The sequence below is a fragment of the Cronobacter sp. EKM101R genome (assembly GCF_963888145.1).
GTDB classification, from domain to species: Bacteria; Pseudomonadota; Gammaproteobacteria; order Enterobacterales; family Enterobacteriaceae; genus Cronobacter; species Cronobacter turicensis.
Window position 1 is genome coordinate 1 of sequence record NZ_CAWPHW010000001.1, and the last position, 16,616, is coordinate 16,616.

Consider the following 16,616-nt stretch of genomic DNA (forward strand, 5'->3'; position numbering starts at 1 on the left):
GTGGTGGGTGATGACGGGATCGAACCGCCGACCCCCTCCTTGTAAGGGAGGTGCTCTCCCAGCTGAGCTAATCACCCCCGCTGTGTGGAGTCGCATTATAGGGAGAGTTGAAAATGAGTCAACGCCTTTTCCAAAGTTTTTGTTTGTTCGTCGTAAAATTAGACAGTGCGCCGGTTTTCTGGGCGTTAAGGTATGATTTCTCAACAGATAACGCCTGAAAATAGGGGGCGGAAGGTATCAACATTGAGGAATCAGCGCACGGTGGTAGAATATTGCCCACTTTGTCACTCCCTGGCATGTGCCGCTTAATGGCATTGTTTAACACTAAGGCCAATCAATGAAAATCAAAACCCGCTTCGCGCCAAGCCCGACCGGCTATCTGCATGTCGGTGGCGCCCGTACCGCTCTTTATTCCTGGCTTTTCGCCCGCAATCAGGGCGGCGAATTTGTGCTGCGCATTGAAGACACCGATCTTGAGCGCTCCACGCCGGAAGCCATCGAAGCCATTATGGATGGGATGAACTGGCTGAGCCTGGAGTGGGATGAAGGCCCGTATTTCCAGACCAAACGTTTCGATCGCTACAACGCGGTGATTGATGAAATGCTGGCGGCGGGTACGGCGTATAAGTGCTATTGCTCGAAAGAGCGTCTGGAAGCGCTGCGCGAAGAACAGATGGCGAAGGGCGAGAAGCCGCGTTATGACGGCCGCTGCCGTCACAGCCATGAGCATCACGCTGACGATGAGCCTTGCGTCGTGCGTTTTGCGAACCCGCAGGACGGCTCCGTCGTATTTGACGATCAGATCCGCGGCCCGATTGAATTCAGCAACCTTGAACTCGACGATCTGATCATCCGTCGTACTGACGGCTCCCCGACGTACAACTTCTGCGTGGTGGTGGATGACTGGGATATGGAAATCACGCACGTGATCCGCGGCGAAGACCATATCAACAACACCCCGCGCCAGATCAACATCCTGAAAGCGCTGGGCGCGCCGGTGCCGCTGTACGCGCACGTTTCTATGATCAACGGCGATGACGGTAAAAAACTTTCCAAACGTCACGGCGCGGTCAGCGTCATGCAGTATCGCGACGACGGCTATCTGCCGGAAGCGCTGCTGAACTATCTGGTGCGTCTGGGCTGGTCCCACGGCGATCAGGAAATTTTCTCCCGTGAGGAGATGATCAAATTCTTCGCGCTTGATGCAGTGAGCAAATCGGCGAGCGCGTTCAACACCGATAAACTGCTGTGGCTCAACCACCACTACATCAACACGCTGGCGCCGGAATATGTGGCGACGCATCTGCAGTGGCATATCGAGCAGGAAAACATCGATACCCGCAACGGTCCGCAGCTGGCGGAGCTGGTCAAACTGCTGGGCGAGCGCTGCAAAACCCTCAAAGAGATGGCGCAGACCTGCCGCTACTTCTATGAAGATTTCAGCGAGTTCGACGCCGACGCGGCGAAAAAACACCTGCGTCCGGTGGCGCGTCAGCCGCTGGAAGTGGTGCGTGATAAACTCGCTGCGCTGACCGACTGGACCGCTGAAAATGTGCATCACGCCATTCAGGCGACCGCCGATGAGCTGGAAGTGGGCATGGGTAAAGTAGGTATGCCGCTGCGCGTCGCGGTGACCGGGGCAGGGCAATCGCCGGGCCTGGACGTGACCGTTCACGCGATTGGTAAATCCCGAAGCGTAGAGCGTATCAACAAAGCGCTGGCCTTTATCGCCGAACGCGAAAACCAGCAGTAATAAAAAAGCCGGCGCAAGCCGGCTTTTACTTTTCGTTGCGAAGGCCGAGCCTTGTCACCAGACCGTCCGTTCCTTCTTCATTAATCAACTCGCTCAGGCGCGCCTGCTCCTGCGGGTTCAGCATCTCCAGCGTGCGGATAAACTGCGCCATCATTTCGTTATCCCAGGTCACGTAGGGCGCATCGTTCTCTTCGACGCGGCTATAGAGGTGGGCTGAGTAGCGCAGCTTATCGGTGGACAGAAAATAGTCATACACCTGCTGCGTGATAAGAATTAACTGCGCGCCGCCTTTACGCCCCTTGAGCGGAATACGCTTCCAGCCGTACTTCCGCGCCCAGCCGCTGATGGTCTGCGCCGTGTAGCCCGTCAGCTCGCCCAGTTCTTTCGCCGTCATCCAGCGTGTAAATCGGTTCATGGCTTAATCCGTGTGGCGAATATCCAGACGCTGCAACAGGCCGGCAATGCCTTCACGCAGCAGTAACGAGGTCAGCTGTCTTTGCTCTGACTGGCTCATCTCTTTCAGGGAGTTCAGCAGCAGATTTTCCAGGGGCGCGTCGACAGACGCTGTATAGGTGGCGACGTTATCAGAGACGCGACGGGCGCTGCGGATAAACGCCAGCACCTGTTCATCAACATGAATCACGCGCGCTTTGCCGCCCTGTACGCCGGGCTTCGGCGACGTGTGCCAGCCCTCTTTGCGCACCCATTTATTGATCGTCTGGCGGCTATATCCGGTGTAATGCGCCAGCTCGTCCGGGGTCATTCGATCCTTGACCATGACTCATCCTTTTCAACATGTAACCTGTTAGTCGTTTATCGTACAAGAACACAGTACAGGAAACTGTGACGGGAATAACTAGCGTATCGGGAGATGCGGTTTTTTGGAACCTTTTTGCTGGCTTTTTCGGCACTTGAAATGCAAAGATGAATTTGGCGTTGACACTGTCCGGTGGAATTCTTATTATCCCGCCCGTCAACGCGACAAGGTGTTCCGACGGGGCTATAGCTCAGCTGGGAGAGCGCTTGCATGGCATGCAAGAGGTCAGCGGTTCGATCCCGCTTAGCTCCACCAAACCTTTATCCCAACAGGTTTGGTCAGTAACACCAGAATCTCGTGGGGCTATAGCTCAGCTGGGAGAGCGCTTGCATGGCATGCAAGAGGTCAGCGGTTCGATCCCGCTTAGCTCCACCAAAATCGAAACCCTCGCCTTATGGCGGGGGTTTTTGCTTTTAAGGGGGGATAATTTCTACTCGTCATCTGCCGCTTCTTCTGAACATTCCCCATTTTCTTGCCAGCCTGGCGAAAGGTTTTTATCATTAAAGTCTGTTGAAACGCCGCCATGCCTGTAAGAAGCTTCTTATGAATTATCGCCACGGTTTGCGTAAGTCAGGCATTGCGTTGTTGCTGTGCGTCCTGTTGTTGCCGCTAGCGCGCCTGTTATCGCCAAAGGCTATTGTCGATGGCGCGGGAATATATTTAACGTTTTTACCGCTCAGCCTGATGCTGGCGATGATTTATCTTTTCGGCCGCTATGCCTTACTCCCTCTGGCGCTCTCCTTTTTATTTTTTTATGGCTGGTTTTTCCCGCTAAATAGCCAACAACTGCTGGCGTTCATCGCGAGTTTTTTATTGCCGATTATACTGGCGTGCGGCTTGTGCCGCGCCCTGAAAGGCCCGCGCTGGCGCTTTGCGATGGCCCGTCGCGGAGCGGGGTTACGCCTCTTCCTGACCGGCCTGATGGCGCCTTGTCTGATCAAGCTCTTAATGGTGATTTCAGGACACTGGCTTGATTATCCTCAGGTTATTGCGTCTTATTTTGGCGAAAGCACGTCGTTTTACAGTATTGTCACCGTTCAGGGTTTAATGGCGGCATCGGTCATCTTCGTCGATATTTTTTATTATCCGGTCCGCATGGCGCTAAGCCCGGTGTTTGCCCGCGCGTTCTGGCGCCGCTGCATAATTCCGCTGCTCGCGCCGGAAAAAAAGTTGCTGGCCACAGGCTGGTTTGCCTCGGTATTCATTCTGCTAACGCTCTTTCTGCTGCCCTTTAAAGTTTTTTTAATTTCGATTTATACGCTGCCGGTCATTTTCGTTTTATTTACCACCGGGATTTTTCTCATCGGTCCCGTGCTCATTACACTGCTCTGGTCTGTTGCTTTATTATTGTTAATGGGTAGCTCCAACAGCTTTTTACCGGCAGATAAAAACGGCTTTTTACTGGCGTTTATGCTGTCTGGCTTTATTGCATTTGCAGTTTCGATGCGTTTCATGACGGTCATTTTTAACAAAAATGAATGGATGAAACGGCAATATCGTATGCTGGCATTGACCGATCCCCTTACGCGATTGCCAAACCTGCGCGCGCTGGAGCGGCACCTGCAAAGCGCCTCTGGCGGCGCGCTCTGCTGCCTGCGTGTGACCAATCTTGAATTTCTCAGCCGTCACTATGGCCTGATGATGCGTATCCAGTGCAAAAAAGAGGTGACGACGCTCCTGCTGCCCTGGCTGAACGCCGGCGAAAAAGTCTTTCAGTTACCGGACAGCGACCTGCTTATCTGGCTGTCAGGCCCTGAGCCGCATAACCGGTTGCGGCACATGGTGGATCTGCTGAACAGCAAACGTATCCAGTGGAACGGCACGCCGCTTGACCTCGACTATGGCGCCGCCTGGGCGCCGGTACATCAGGTGCAGGCGCCAGAGGAGCTTTACCGCACCATCGGGCAACTGAGTTATCTCGCGGAACTTGCACAGCCCGGCGAGCCGGTGGTGGCGCTGGAGAGCCGCAGCCAGGGCATTTCCGGGCAAACCAGCGAGCCGGTGCTGATGCTGCAGAAGGTAAAACGCGCGCTCTCTGAGGATGGCGTCACGCTGTTCGCGCAGCCGATACGCAATGCGCAGGGGGAGGGGTATGCTGAAATCCTGGCGCGGCTTGAGTGCGATGGCGAGCTTATTATGCCCGCGAAATTTATCCCGCTGATCGCCCGTTTTAACCTCAGCGCGCGTTTTGATATGCAGGTGCTGGAGAAACTCCTGAAATATCTGCACGCGCACCCGCAAACGCGCCCGGGCGCGCGCTTTTCCGTTAACCTGATGCCCTTAACGCTACAACAGCAGGGCATCGCCCAGCAGACAATTGCGCTGTTTGAGCGCTACCAGGTGCCGATTAGCGCGGTGATTCTGGAGGTAACGGAAGAGCAGGCGCTCTCCGGCTCGGAAAACACCATGCACAATATCGCGCTTTTGCAGGCGCGAGGGTTTTGCATCGCGATTGATGATTTTGGCACCGGCTACGCCAATTTCGAGCGGCTCAAAAGCTTACAGGCCGATATCATTAAAATCGACGGCTGCTTTGTCCGTCACGTGGTGAGTAATACGTTTGACGCGCTGGTGGTGAAATCGATTTGCGATCTGGCGAAGGCGCGCGGGTTGACGGTGGTAGCGGAGTTCGTTGAAACCCCGGCGCAGCGCGATCTGCTGTTCGCGCTTGGCGTGGAGTATATTCAGGGCTATCTGCCGGGGCAGCCTGAGCCGCTTGAGCGCAGGACATAAAAAAACCGGAGCCAGGCCCCGGTTTTTACTGCGTCGCGTTATCTTACAGCACGAGTGCGGCGATAGACGCGGAGAGCACGCTCACAAGCGTAGAGCCATACACCAGCTTCAGGCCGAAGCGAGAAACTACGTTGCCTTGCTCTTCATTCAGGCCTTTGATAGCGCCAGCGATGATGCCGATAGAGGAGAAGTTCGCGAAGGAAACCAGGAATACCGACAGAATGCCTTCCGCGCGCGGAGAGATAGTGCCCGCCAGTTTCTGCAGATCCATCATCGCGACGAATTCATTGGACACCAGTTTGGTCGCCATAATACTGCCCACCTGCAGCGCTTCGCTGGCCGGTACGCCCATTACCCAGGCAACCGGGTAGAAGATGTAGCCCAGAATGCCCTGGAAGGAGATACCCAGTACAGCGGCGAACAGCGCGTTCAGGCCGGAGATCAGCGCGATAAAGCCGATCAGCATCGCGGCAACGATAATCGCCACTTTGAAACCTGCCAGAATGTACTCGCCCAGCATTTCGAAGAAGCTCTGCCCTTCATGCAGGTTAGACATCTGCAAATCTTCTTCATTTTCAACACGGTACGGGTTGATGATGGAGAGGACGATAAAGGTGCTGAACATGTTCAGGATCAGCGCCGCCACCACGTACTGCGGTTTCAGCATGGTCATGTACGCGCCGACGATCGACATGGACACGGTGGACATCGCAGTCGCAGCCATGGTGTACATACGGTTGCGCGACATCTTGCCGAGAATATCCTTATAGGCGATAAAGTTTTCTGATTGTCCCAGAATCAGCGAGCTTACCGCGTTGAAGGATTCCAGTTTACCCATACCGTTCACTTTCGAGAGAACCGTACCGATAGCCCGGATAACAATCGGCAGAACGCGAATGTGCTGCAAAATACCGATTAACGCAGAGATAAAGACGATAGGGCAGAGCACTTTCAGGAAGAAGAAAGCCAGGCCTTCATCGTTCATTTTGCCAAAGACGAAGTTAGTCCCTTCATTAGCAAAGCCGAGCAGTTTTTCAAACATATCGGCGAAGCCTTTCACAAAGCCCAGGCCAATGTTTGAGTTCAGGAAGAACCAGGCCAGCAGCACTTCGATAACCAGCAGCAGGCCGATATAGGGCAGACGAATTTTTTTGCGGTCATGACTAACCAGCAAAGCAAGGAGCGCTACAACGGCGAGCGCCAAAACGAAATGAAGAACGCGGGACATATTTGCTCCAAATATGAGGCAGGTTTAATTTCCGTGCACATTCTATGCAACAACCATTTAGAAAACGAGATCTGCAACACACTATAGTTACGTCATGTGACAAAACACGAAAAGAGTGATCAAACATACAAAAATGTGATGTTACGTAAAGCAGTGAAAGGTTATCTTTTCCTGCTACACTTTTAACATACGTGGTCACATGCGGTAGACTTTTCCGCGTATTCCTCGATCTTAACCCACCTTTCATTGATTTCAGCTATCAGAGCCATCAGAGATTGTCCGGTTTAATGAGCTTGATAATCATTCTCATTTTGATAGCATGAAACATAGCAAAGGCTATATTTCAGAGGCAGAGCATGAACCACAGTCGCGTTGAGCAAAATCGTGGCCGTACAGCGCGGAAGTTAAGGCTGGCGCTGATGGGGCCAGCTTTCATCGCTGCCATTGGCTATATCGATCCGGGTAACTTTGCGACCAACATCCAGGCGGGCGCGAGCTTCGGCTATCAGCTCCTGTGGGTGGTGGTCTGGGCGAACCTGATGGCGATGCTGATTCAGGTGCTCTCGGCCAAGCTTGGCATCGCTACCGGCAAAAATCTCGCCGAGCAAATTCGCGATCACTATCCGCGCCCGGTCGTCTGGTTTTACTGGGTGCAGGCGGAGATCATCGCCATGGCGACCGATCTCGCGGAATTTATCGGCGCGGCGATAGGCTTTAAGCTGATCCTTGGCGTGTCGCTCCTGCAGGGCGCGGTGCTGACCGGTATCGCCACGTTTCTTATCCTGATGCTGCAAAAGCGCGGGCAAAAACCGCTGGAAAAAGTCATCGGCGGGCTGCTGCTGTTTGTGGCAGCGGCGTATATTGTCGAACTCTTCTTCTCGCAGCCGAAGCTTGCCGCGCTCGGTAAAGGGATGCTTATCCCAAGCCTGCCGAATTCCGAAGCCGTGTTCCTGGCCGCAGGCGTGCTGGGGGCGACCATCATGCCGCACGTTATCTATCTGCATTCGTCGCTCACGCAAAACCTGCATGACGGCTCGCGTAAAGAGCGCTACTCCGCGACCAAATGGGACGTGGCGATCGCGATGACCATCGCCGGTTTTGTGAATCTGGCGATGATGGCGACGGCGGCGGCGGCGTTTCACTTCAGCGGACATACCAAAGTGGCCGAGCTCGATCAGGCGTACCTGACGCTCGAACCGCTCCTGAGCCACGCGGCGGCGACCATTTTTGGTTTAAGTCTGGTAGCGGCAGGGCTCTCCTCCACGGTGGTGGGCACGCTGGCAGGACAGGTGGTGATGCAGGGGTTTGTGCGCTTCAGCATTCCGCTGTGGGTACGTCGCGCGGTGACAATGGCGCCGTCGTTTATCGTGATCCTGATGGGCCTCGATCCGACGCGCATTCTCGTGATGAGTCAGGTGCTGCTGAGCTTTGGTATCGCGCTGGCGCTGGTGCCGCTGCTGTTCTTTACCAGCAACAAAACGCTGATGGGCGAGCTGGTGAACACGCCGTGGGTGAAACGTACCGGCTGGGCGATTGTCGTACTGGTGGTAGCGCTGAATATCTGGCTACTGGTGGGCACAGTGCTCGGATTATAACGACGTAAAAAAGGCAGGCTCCGGGCCTGCCTTTTTTGTTATTACGCGAGTGAACTCAGTGGTGATGACCATGGCCGCGGCCATGTTTATCCCAGCCGCGACGGTCATCGCGATCGCTCCAGCCTTCGCGATAGCCACGCTCATACGCCCGGCGGTCATCCCAGCCGCGGTGTTTGTCCCAGCCGCGATGACGGCCATTGTCATGACGCCACCAGCGGTCGCCGCGCCACTCGTAATGATTGCGCCAGTAGTCGCGGTCGCGCCAGCGACCGCCGTCCCAGTAGTTACCGTAATTGTCGCGATCGCCAATTTGTAATTTGATGGATGGCAACAGGGTGATTTCACCAGCGCTGGCGATAAGCGGCGCCGTACCCGCCAGTAACGCTGCTGCAAGAATCAGTGACCTGAACATACTTATCTCCTTCACGATCGGGGCCGTAGTGGCCTGTTGCAGTAATATTACGGACCTGTAAATCTCTGCAGCATCGCTCCGACTCCGAAAACAGGTATGACCGCACGTTTTGCTAAAGCAGCGTCACCTCATGCACTATGCGAGTATCGCCTCGATCGCCTGACGTTCTTCGGCGGTAAAGGTGCGCTTCGCCAGCATTCCCACCGCATCGTCTATCTGGCTGGTCTTGCTGGCGCCAATGAGTACCGACGTAACGTTCTCATCGCGCAGCACCCAGGCGAGCGCCATCTGCGACAGCTTCTGCCCGCGCTGCACCGCGAGAGCGTTCAGCTGGCGCACTTTCTCCAGCTTCTCAGGCGTTATCTGATCCGGATTCAGGAAGCGGCTGCCGCTGGCGGCGCGCGAATCCGCCGGTATACCGTTCAGGTAGCGGTCAGTGAGTTGCCCGCCCGCCAGCGGCGAAAACGCAATACTGCCGACGCCTTTTTCCTTGAGCAAATCCAGCAGACCGTCTTCCACCCAGCGCTCAAACATCGAATATTTTGGCTGGTGAATAACGCACGGCGTGCCGAGTTGCGCCAGCAGGTCGATAGCCTCGCGCGCGCGATCCGCCGGGTAGTTAGAGATGCCGACATACAGCGCCTTACCCTGGCGCACGATATGGTCCAGCGCGCGCATGGTCTCTTCGAGCGGCGTCTCCGGGTCCGGGCGGTGGTGATAGAAAATGTCCACGTATTCAAGGCCCATGCGCCTGAGGCTCTGGTCAAGGCTTGAAATCAGGTATTTGCGTGAGCCCCAGTCGCCGTAAGGGCCGTCCCACATGGTGTAACCCGCTTTGGTGGAGATAATCAGCTCGTCGCGGTAGGGCAGAAAATCTTCTTTCAGAATGCGGCCAAAATGGCTTTCGGCGGAGCCCGGCGGCGGGCCGTAATTATTGGCGAGGTCAAAATGGGTGATGCCGAGGTCAAACGACCGGCGCAGCAGCTGGCGGCTGGTTTCTACCAGCGTAGCGTCGCCGAAGTTATGCCACAGGCCGAGCGAAATGGCCGGAAGCTTCAGGCCGCTGTGTCCGCAGCGGCGGTATTCCATCGTGGCGTAGCGCGCAGGATCTGCCTGATAAACCATGCTTATTCACCTCTGTACGTGGTTGCAGTGCGGTTTGAGTATCGCGTCAGGATGCAAAGCGATACCGCAAGTGTATACGGTTACACCCATTGCGAAAGCTGACAGCCTACACGCCCGACGGGCGTAAATCTTGCTTGCCACCGCTTTTTGCTGCCGCATTCTGGACAGCGATCACACTTCACTAATACTCACTACAGGCCCCTGAAAAAGGATGGCGAATATGCCAGCTAACTATTGTATTGCCGATTATCTGCTGGATCGTCTGGCGGGATGTGGCGTTAAGCACCTGTTTGGCGTGCCTGGAGATTACAATCTGCTGTTCCTCGATAACGTCATCGCCCACCCGCGTATCACCTGGGTCGGCTGCGCGAATGAGCTGAACGGCGCTTATGCCGCCGACGGATACGCACGCTGCAACGGCATCGGCGCGCTGTTGACGACCTATGGCGTGGGCGAGCTGAGCGCGCTGAACGCCGTGGCGGGCAGCTACGCCGAGGCGGTGCCGGTGCTGCATATCGTTGGCGCGCCGTGTCAGTCGGCGCAGCGCAAAGGCGAAGTGCTGCACCACACGCTGGGCGACGGCGATTTTCATCACTTTATGCGCATCGCCCGCGAAGTCACCGCCGCGCAGGGCTGGCTTACTCCCGCGAACGCCTGTAGCGAAATCGACAGAGTGATAGCGGAAATGCTGCGCACCCGTCGCCCTGGTTATCTGGTGCTGCCGACCGATGTGGCAAGCGCGCCTGCGACCTCGCCTGTAAACGCTATCACAGTGCCGCGCCCACAGAGCGACGATGCCCAACTGGCCGCGTTTCGCGAGGCGGCGCAGGCGCGCTTCGCCAAAGGCGGACGCGTGGCGCTGCTGGCGGATTTTCTGGCCCAGCGCTTCGGCGTGCAAAAGGCGCTGCACCAGTGGATGGACGACACGCCGATGCCGCACAGCTCGCTGCTGATGGGCAAAGGCGTGCTGGATGAAACAAAGCCCGGCTTTACGGGCACCTACAGCGGCGCGGCAAGCGATCCGGCGGTCTGCCGGGCGATAGAAGAGGCGGATCTGGTTATCTGCGTCGGGGTGCAGTTTGCCGATACCATCACCGCCGGATTTACCCAGCGCCTGACGCGCGACCAGACCATCGACGTCCAGCCCTGGGCCACCCGCGTGGGCGACCGCTGGTTTAGCGGCATCGCCATGGATCAGGCGGTGGCGATTCTGCATGACATCACCAAACGCCACAGCGCGCGCCTCACGCCGCCGGACGTTACGCCGCCTGCAATAAAATCCGCCGCCGCGGGCGCGCTGACCCAGCAGAATTTCTGGCCATTGATCGAGGCCTTTTTACAGCCAGGCGATATCATCGCGGTCGATCAGGGCACCGCCGCGTTTGGCGCCGCCGCGCTGCGTCTGCCCGCTGGCTGCGATTTTCTGGTGCAGCCGCTCTGGGGCTCGATAGGCTACGCCTTGCCCGCCGCGTTCGGCGCGCAGACCGCCTGTCCGAACCGCCGTGTGGTGCTGATTACCGGCGATGGCGCGGCGCAGCTTTCTATTCAGGAAATGGGATCGATGCTGCGCGACGGGCAGGCCCCGGTCGTGATGGTGCTCAATAACGACGGTTACACCGTCGAGCGCGCCATTCACGGCGCGACGCAGCGTTATAACGACATCGCCCCGTGGCAGTGGACGAAACTGCCGCACGCGCTGCATGCCGACAGCCAGGCGCAAAGCTGGCGGGTTAGCGACGCGGCGCAACTCAAAGACGTGCTGGAACGCCTGTCGCGGCCCGAGCGGTTGTCGTTAATTGAAGTGATGCTGCCGCGCGACGATGTGCCGCCGCTGCTTGATGCCGTCAGCCGGGCGCTGGAGGCCCGCAACGGCGCGCAGGATGAATAAGCGCCTTTCGGTACAGAAGATGCTGAAACGTTCAAGGTAATCTGTGATGTAAGTCTCTAAACGCGGGGCACTTATGCTATGGTCATTGTTGTTCAGGCGCCGGGAATTTAGAGTGTGCCAAGATTATTTTGTATTTAGCGGAGCAGCAACAGAATGACCAAATATGCTTTGGTGGGAGACGTAGGCGGCACCAACGCACGCTTAGCGCTGTGCGACGTAGACAGCGGCGAGATACTCAAGGCGAAAACTTATTCCGGCCTTGATTATCCGAGCCTTGAAGCGGTGGTGCGGGTGTATCTGAAAGAGCATAACGCCACGGTAACGGATGGCTGTATCGCCATTGCGTGTCCGATTACCGGCGACTGGGTGGCGATGACTAACCACGTCTGGGCGTTTTCTGTCGCCGAAATGAAAAAGAATCTCGGCTTCGATCATCTGGAAATTATTAACGATTTCACCGCCGTTTCCATGGCGATCCCGATGCTCAAAACCGACCATCTGATCCAGTTCGGCGGCGGCGAAGCGCAGCCCAATAAACCGATCGCCGTTTATGGCGCGGGCACCGGGCTTGGCGTCGCGCACCTTGTGCATGTCGATAAGCGCTGGGTGAGCCTGCCGGGCGAGGGCGGCCACGTCGATTTCGCGCCGAACAGCGAAGAAGAGGCGATTATTCTTGAGCAGCTGCGCGCCGAAGTCGGCCACGTTTCCGCCGAGCGCGTGCTGTCAGGGCCAGGCCTGGTGAACCTCTACCGCGCGATTGTCAAAGCCGATGGCCGTCTGCCGGACAACCTGCGTCCAAAAGACATCACCGAACGCGCGCTGGATGACAGCTGCACCGACTGCCGTCGCGCGCTGTCACTCTTCTGCGTCATCATGGGCCGTTTCGGCGGCAACCTGGCGCTGACGCTCGGCACCTTTGGCGGCGTCTACATCGCAGGCGGTATCGTGCCGCGCTTCCTGGATTTCTTCACCTCCAGCGGTTTTCGCGGCGGGTTTGAAGATAAAGGCCGCTTTAAAACCTACGTACAGGATATTCCGGTCTATCTGATTGTTCACGACCAGCCAGGGCTGCTCGGCGCGGGCGCGCATCTGCGCCAGACGCTGGGGCAGATCCTCTGACAAAAAAGGCGCCGCGTGGCGCCTTTTTGTTATTCCTTACAAGCGCATCAGCTGGCGGAATGCTTTAACCCGGCTGCGGCTCACCGGCACCTGAAAATCGAGATCGCGCAGGCGCAAAATGTAGGTGTTGTTAAACCACGGCTCGATCTCGCGGATTTTATTCAGGTTGACGCAGTAGGAGCGGTGGCAGCGGAAGAAATGCGCCTCCGGCAGGCGGCTGCAAAACTCGGTGATATTCATCGGCATCACGTACGCCTCTTTGCGCGTGTAGACGAACGTCATCTTCTCGTGCGCTTCGGCGTAGTAAATATCGTTGATATCGGTGACGATAATCCGCTCATCCTTGATGAGATTAATGGTCGCGTTCTCGCGCCCGGCAGGCGCGGCGGCGTGCGGCGCGCTCTGCTGCGCAAAAGCGGCTTCCAGCTTTTGCAGCATCCCGATTATGCGCGACTCCTGATACGGTTTCAGAATGTAGTCGAACGCTTCCAGTTCGAACGCCTCCACCGCATGCTCTTTCCAGGCGGTGATAAACACGATAAACGGCTTGCGGGCGAATTTACTGATGTTCTGCGCCAGCAGCACGCCGTCCAGCGACGGAATATTGATATCGAGAAAAATGGCGTCCACGTCGTGCTGCTGAAGGTATTTCAGCACATCCAGCCCGTCTTCGAACGTGGCGACCACGTCCATCTGGCTGTGGGTTTTAATCAGCCAGTTCAGCTCCTGCTGCGCGAGGACTTCATCCTCGACGATAATGACTTTCATCGTATTCTCTCTCTACAACAGCATTGCAGCGTCAGGGCGCGGCGGTTGATCCGGCACGTAAAACGCAATCTCGGTGCCTGGCTCCAGGCGGCGAATATGCAGCCCTTCGCCATATAACAGCTTCACGCGGTGATGCACGTTAATCAGCCCGATTTTATTTACCGGCATCTCGTTGGTATCCAGCTGTTCGATAATCTGCGGATCGATGCCGTGGCCGGTATCGCGCACCGCGATCCGCACCCGGCTGCCGCTCTGCGCGATGCTAAGCGTCACCACGCCTTTGCCACGGCACGGCTGAATGCCATGCACAATCGCGTTCTCCACCAGCGGCTGGATCAGCAGGCTGGCGACGCGGCAGTTTACTTCGTCGTCGATATCGTAAATCACGGTCAGCTTGTCGCCGAAGCGCGCCTGCTCAATCGCGATGTAGTCCTTAATCTGGTACAGCTCTTTTTTAATGTCGATCTGCTCGTCGTCTTTCAGCTCGATGTTGTAGCGCAAATACCGCGAGAGGTTAAAAATCAGCTGGCGCGCGGTGTCCGGGTTAAGGCGTATGGACGAAGAAATGGCGTTCAGCGCGTTAAAGAGGAAATGCGGGTTAATTTTGCTCTGCAACGCGCGCAGCTCCGCTTTATTCGCCATCTCGCGCAGCTGCTCGGCGCGCGACACCTCAAGCTGCGTGGAGATAATCTGCGACAGGCCGACGGCCATCTCCTGCAACGAGGAGGTTATCTGATGCGCATGGCAGTAATAGATTTTCAGCGTTCCGGTAACGATGCCTTTCTCCCATAGCGGGATCACCAGCATGGAGTGAATCTCCGGCGTGCGGTGGGCTTCGTCGTTATTCTTGATGATGATTTTGCCGTAGCGGATCGCCTGCTGCGTGGTGGGGCTTAGCGCGTCGCTGTTATCCTGATAATTATGCTCGCCCACGCCCACATAGGCCTGCACCTTTTCGGTATTGGTGATGGCGACCGCGTCGGCGTCGATATCGCGGCGGATAATGTCGCACACCTGACGCAGGGATTCCGTATTCACATGGCGGAACAGCGGCAGCGTTTTGTTGGCGATATCCAGCGCCAGTTTGGCCTGGCGCGCGGCGCTGGCCTCTTTTTCGCCCTCGACGCTTCGCACCAGCAGCACGATAAAACCGATAGAGACGCTGCCTAAAATCATCGGCACGCCGATTTTCGACACGATATCCAGCCCGAGCGCCGTGGTCGGCGCCCAGACCACCACCAGAATCATGGTCAGCGTTTCGCACAGCATGCCGCCCAGAATGCCCGCGCGCCAGTGCTGCGCTTTCGGCACCCGGCGGCTGATAAGGCCTGAGAGCCCGCCTGCGACGATGCTGGTGATAAAACAGGGAATGGCGGTGATGCCGCCAATATCAATCAGGTAACGGTGTAGCCCGGCGATAACGCCCGTGATGATGCCGACCCACGGGCCGAAGAGAATACCGCCGGACATCACGGCGATAATGCGCACGTTCACCAGCGAGCCTTCCACCGGCACGCCGGACCAGGTGCTGAACAGCGCGAACATCGAAAAGATCGCGGTGACCGCCAGCAGCTCTTTCGGCGTGTGGGCGCTCTTATGCAGCAGTTCGCGGAACAGGCGGATGCGAATCAGGAAAAAGAGGCAAATCAGCATTAGCGCCGCGCGGTCAAAGACCGCCAGCAGCATGTCGAAAATCTCGTGCACGGAAAACCCGATGTCTGGCAGGAAAGCGGACATGATAGAAAACCTGACGGCCCTTGACCAGCCGCCAGGTTTTGCCGGTTACGCGCCGCTGAGCTGCTCGCGTCCGGCAGGAGTGAGATCCGCCTCGGTGGCGCGCCCGCTGAAATCGACCTCGAAATCGTCCGGCGCGAAGTCGGGCGGCGAGCGGCCTTCCACAAACGCCGGCCACTGGCGCTTCAGATAGGCGTCGTTCTTCTCACACCACGGGGCGGCGGCGATATACATCACGTTGCTGTCGAACTCGCCCTGATGCTCGTTTTCCACCGCATGAATAACATCGCAGTGCCAGAACACGGTATCGCCCGGTTCCATATCGGGAATTGAGGAAATCCCGGTCAGTAAAAGGGGATGCCAGCGTTCGTTAATGGATAATGCACGGCCCGGCTTCGCGTCGCACAGCGAATCGTCCGGTACGTCGTCCTGCAACGCGCGCAGCAGGATATACGCCATCGCGTTCGCCACCGGCAGCAGCGTCAGCGTACCGCCGTGCTTGCGCTGCTCTGAGAGCGCCGTCCAGCCCTGGAAGGTGCGAAACATCGAGCAGACGGCAGGCGAGGGGATCTCGCGCGCCTCGACGCGTCCTTCCGCTTCAAACGGGTTGTAGCGTTGCCACTCGCCGCTGAAGACGTGACGGTAAACGTGACGGAAATTTTCATCAAGCCAGCGCTCCACCGAGCCGCCATCGACATGCGGCGACAGGCCAAGCGATGACGAGCGCGGCGGACGGCGACGGGTGCGGTCGGCGTACGTCACCACGCGATTTGGGTCAAAATGCTGTTTGCCCTGGCTTTCGGTCTGCCAGAGATTATTCAGAAACACCTGCGCGGCTTTCATGCGCTCGTGCTGGCGCGCTTCCACCTGCGGCTTCGACCAGTAAATGCCGTAAATCTGCGGCTTACTGTCGGCAAGCGTGCCGAAATAGTTATCTTCCGCCGCGTTCTTGAGCTTTTCGACGAAATCGTTGCGCGCCAGATAATCGCCCACTTCCTGGTTCCAGGCGCGCGCCTGGGTTTCCGGGAATACGCCTTTGATAACACAGCAGCCGCGTTCGCGGATGCGGGCTTTCTGCGCGTCGCTGATGCGGCCGTTAATAATATCGTCGGCCTGGATCTGCGGCACCGGGCTTTCACCGCGGGCGGTTTCGCTTTTGATGGTTTCTATCTGGCGCGCGATGTCGGCTTCCAGCTCGGCAAACACGGCCTGATAGTTCGGCAGCGCCTGGCGCAAATGCTGTTTTATCTCACGGATAGCGGCGGGAAGATCGGGAATGTGCAGGGTCATAGCAGGTACTCCGGCAATCGGGAACAGGGGTTATTGTTTTGTTGCGTCGAAGTTAATATAGCCATGCTGCGTCAAATAAAATAGGGTTAACTTTCAAATGAAAGTTCCCGTTTTTTGTTCCGAACATTTTTTTGCGCTGACCTCTCGACAGCGG

At 57.0% G+C, this 16,616-nt stretch carries 13 protein-coding genes and 3 tRNA genes; 7 read left to right on the forward strand and 9 right to left on the reverse strand.

Annotation, left to right across the window (positions count from 1 at the left end; genetic code table 11):
- Position 1: 1 nt before the first annotated feature.
- Positions 2-77 (reverse strand) — tRNA-Val (locus AACV31_RS00005).
- Positions 78-337: 260 nt separating this feature from the next.
- Between AACV31_RS00005 and gltX the strand changes: the two genes are divergently transcribed.
- Positions 338-1,753: a glutamate--tRNA ligase gene (gltX, locus tag AACV31_RS00010; protein WP_007700256.1), complete on the forward strand. Its 1,416-nt coding sequence runs from the start codon at positions 338-340 to the stop codon at positions 1,751-1,753.
- A 25-nt stretch (positions 1,754-1,778) separates the two neighbouring features.
- Here gltX and AACV31_RS00015 read toward each other — a convergent pair whose 3' ends face one another.
- Both AACV31_RS00015 and AACV31_RS00020 read right to left on the reverse strand, forming a co-directional pair.
- Positions 1,779-2,168 (reverse strand): YfeC-like transcriptional regulator, encoded by a 390-nt coding sequence (locus tag AACV31_RS00015; RefSeq protein WP_165154991.1) that lies wholly within the window; start codon positions 2,166-2,168, stop codon positions 1,779-1,781.
- 3 nt (positions 2,169-2,171) lie between these two features.
- Complete coding sequence (locus AACV31_RS00020) at positions 2,172-2,531, reverse strand: YfeC-like transcriptional regulator (RefSeq protein ID WP_221413617.1); 360 nt, start codon at positions 2,529-2,531, stop codon at positions 2,172-2,174.
- A gap of 218 nt (positions 2,532-2,749) precedes the next feature.
- Here AACV31_RS00020 and AACV31_RS00025 point away from each other — a divergent pair.
- The 3 genes from AACV31_RS00025 (at position 2,750) to AACV31_RS00035 (ending at position 5,303) form a co-directional block, all read left to right on the forward strand.
- Positions 2,750-2,825: transfer RNA gene (locus AACV31_RS00025), tRNA-Ala, on the forward strand.
- Between the two features lie 44 nt (positions 2,826-2,869).
- Positions 2,870-2,945: transfer RNA gene (locus tag AACV31_RS00030), tRNA-Ala, on the forward strand.
- Between the two features lie 168 nt (positions 2,946-3,113).
- Positions 3,114-5,303 carry an EAL domain-containing protein gene (locus AACV31_RS00035; protein ID WP_165154989.1) on the forward strand — a complete coding sequence of 730 codons (2,190 nt, stop codon included), beginning with the start codon at positions 3,114-3,116 and terminating at the stop codon, positions 5,301-5,303.
- Positions 5,304-5,346: 43 nt separating this feature from the next.
- Here the strand turns inward: AACV31_RS00035 and AACV31_RS00040 are convergent, their stop codons facing one another.
- The gene (locus tag AACV31_RS00040; protein WP_007700237.1) at positions 5,347-6,531 is read right to left on the reverse strand and encodes a NupC/NupG family nucleoside CNT transporter; all 1,185 of its coding nucleotides are present in this window, start codon (positions 6,529-6,531) and stop codon (positions 5,347-5,349) included.
- Between the two features lie 356 nt (positions 6,532-6,887).
- Between AACV31_RS00040 and AACV31_RS00045 the strand changes: the two genes are divergently transcribed.
- Positions 6,888-8,126 (forward strand): Nramp family divalent metal transporter, encoded by a 1,239-nt coding sequence (locus tag AACV31_RS00045; protein WP_032806669.1) that lies wholly within the window; start codon positions 6,888-6,890, stop codon positions 8,124-8,126.
- A 55-nt stretch (positions 8,127-8,181) separates the two neighbouring features.
- Here AACV31_RS00045 and AACV31_RS00050 read toward each other — a convergent pair whose 3' ends face one another.
- Both AACV31_RS00050 and mgrA read right to left on the reverse strand, forming a co-directional pair.
- Complete coding sequence (locus tag AACV31_RS00050; protein WP_075198295.1) at positions 8,182-8,538, reverse strand: DUF2502 domain-containing protein; 357 nt, start codon at positions 8,536-8,538, stop codon at positions 8,182-8,184.
- A 135-nt stretch (positions 8,539-8,673) separates the two neighbouring features.
- Positions 8,674-9,663, reverse strand: a complete 990-nt coding sequence (mgrA, locus tag AACV31_RS00055; RefSeq protein ID WP_105538818.1) for an L-glyceraldehyde 3-phosphate reductase — start codon at positions 9,661-9,663, stop codon at positions 8,674-8,676.
- Between the two features lie 220 nt (positions 9,664-9,883).
- Between mgrA and AACV31_RS00060 the strand changes: the two genes are divergently transcribed.
- Together AACV31_RS00060 and glk are read left to right on the forward strand one after the other, a co-directional pair.
- Positions 9,884-11,551, forward strand: coding sequence for an alpha-keto acid decarboxylase family protein (locus AACV31_RS00060; RefSeq protein WP_165154987.1), 1,668 nt, complete (start codon positions 9,884-9,886; stop codon positions 11,549-11,551).
- A 153-nt stretch (positions 11,552-11,704) separates the two neighbouring features.
- Entirely contained in the window at positions 11,705-12,670 is a 966-nt protein-coding gene (gene glk / locus AACV31_RS00065) for a glucokinase (RefSeq protein ID WP_015742000.1), read from the forward strand.
- Between the two features lie 36 nt (positions 12,671-12,706).
- Here glk and AACV31_RS00070 read toward each other — a convergent pair whose 3' ends face one another.
- From AACV31_RS00070 to AACV31_RS00080, 3 genes are all read right to left on the reverse strand, one after another.
- Positions 12,707-13,438 carry a LytR/AlgR family response regulator transcription factor gene (locus AACV31_RS00070; RefSeq protein WP_015741999.1) on the reverse strand — a complete coding sequence of 244 codons (732 nt, stop codon included), beginning with the start codon at positions 13,436-13,438 and terminating at the stop codon, positions 12,707-12,709.
- A gap of 12 nt (positions 13,439-13,450) precedes the next feature.
- On the reverse strand, positions 13,451-15,142 hold the full coding sequence (locus tag AACV31_RS00075; protein WP_105580689.1) for a sensor histidine kinase: 1,692 nt from the start codon (positions 15,140-15,142) through the stop codon (positions 13,451-13,453).
- Positions 15,143-15,220: 78 nt separating this feature from the next.
- Entirely contained in the window at positions 15,221-16,462 is a 1,242-nt protein-coding gene (locus tag AACV31_RS00080; protein WP_105538821.1) for a DUF1479 domain-containing protein, read from the reverse strand.
- Positions 16,463-16,616: the final 154 nt, after the last annotated feature.

What these genes read in the sequence shown, in the direction of transcription:
- gltX (WP_007700256.1), top strand. Translation starts at nt 338, where the DNA reads ATGAAAATCAAAACCCGCTTCGCGCCAAGCCCGACCGGCTATCTGCAT.
- AACV31_RS00015 (WP_165154991.1), bottom strand. Translation starts at nt 2,168, where the DNA reads ATGAACCGATTTACACGCTGGATGACGGCGAAAGAACTGGGCGAGCTG.
- AACV31_RS00020 (WP_221413617.1), bottom strand. Translation starts at nt 2,531, where the DNA reads ATGGTCAAGGATCGAATGACCCCGGACGAGCTGGCGCATTACACCGGA.
- AACV31_RS00035 (WP_165154989.1), top strand. Translation starts at nt 3,114, where the DNA reads ATGAATTATCGCCACGGTTTGCGTAAGTCAGGCATTGCGTTGTTGCTG.
- AACV31_RS00040 (WP_007700237.1), bottom strand. Translation starts at nt 6,531, where the DNA reads ATGTCCCGCGTTCTTCATTTCGTTTTGGCGCTCGCCGTTGTAGCGCTC.
- AACV31_RS00045 (WP_032806669.1), top strand. Translation starts at nt 6,888, where the DNA reads ATGAACCACAGTCGCGTTGAGCAAAATCGTGGCCGTACAGCGCGGAAG.
- AACV31_RS00050 (WP_075198295.1), bottom strand. Translation starts at nt 8,538, where the DNA reads ATGTTCAGGTCACTGATTCTTGCAGCAGCGTTACTGGCGGGTACGGCG.
- mgrA (WP_105538818.1), bottom strand. Translation starts at nt 9,663, where the DNA reads ATGGTTTATCAGGCAGATCCTGCGCGCTACGCCACGATGGAATACCGC.
- AACV31_RS00060 (WP_165154987.1), top strand. Translation starts at nt 9,884, where the DNA reads ATGCCAGCTAACTATTGTATTGCCGATTATCTGCTGGATCGTCTGGCG.
- glk (WP_015742000.1), top strand. Translation starts at nt 11,705, where the DNA reads ATGACCAAATATGCTTTGGTGGGAGACGTAGGCGGCACCAACGCACGC.
- AACV31_RS00070 (WP_015741999.1), bottom strand. Translation starts at nt 13,438, where the DNA reads ATGAAAGTCATTATCGTCGAGGATGAAGTCCTCGCGCAGCAGGAGCTG.
- AACV31_RS00080 (WP_105538821.1), bottom strand. Translation starts at nt 16,462, where the DNA reads ATGACCCTGCACATTCCCGATCTTCCCGCCGCTATCCGTGAGATAAAA.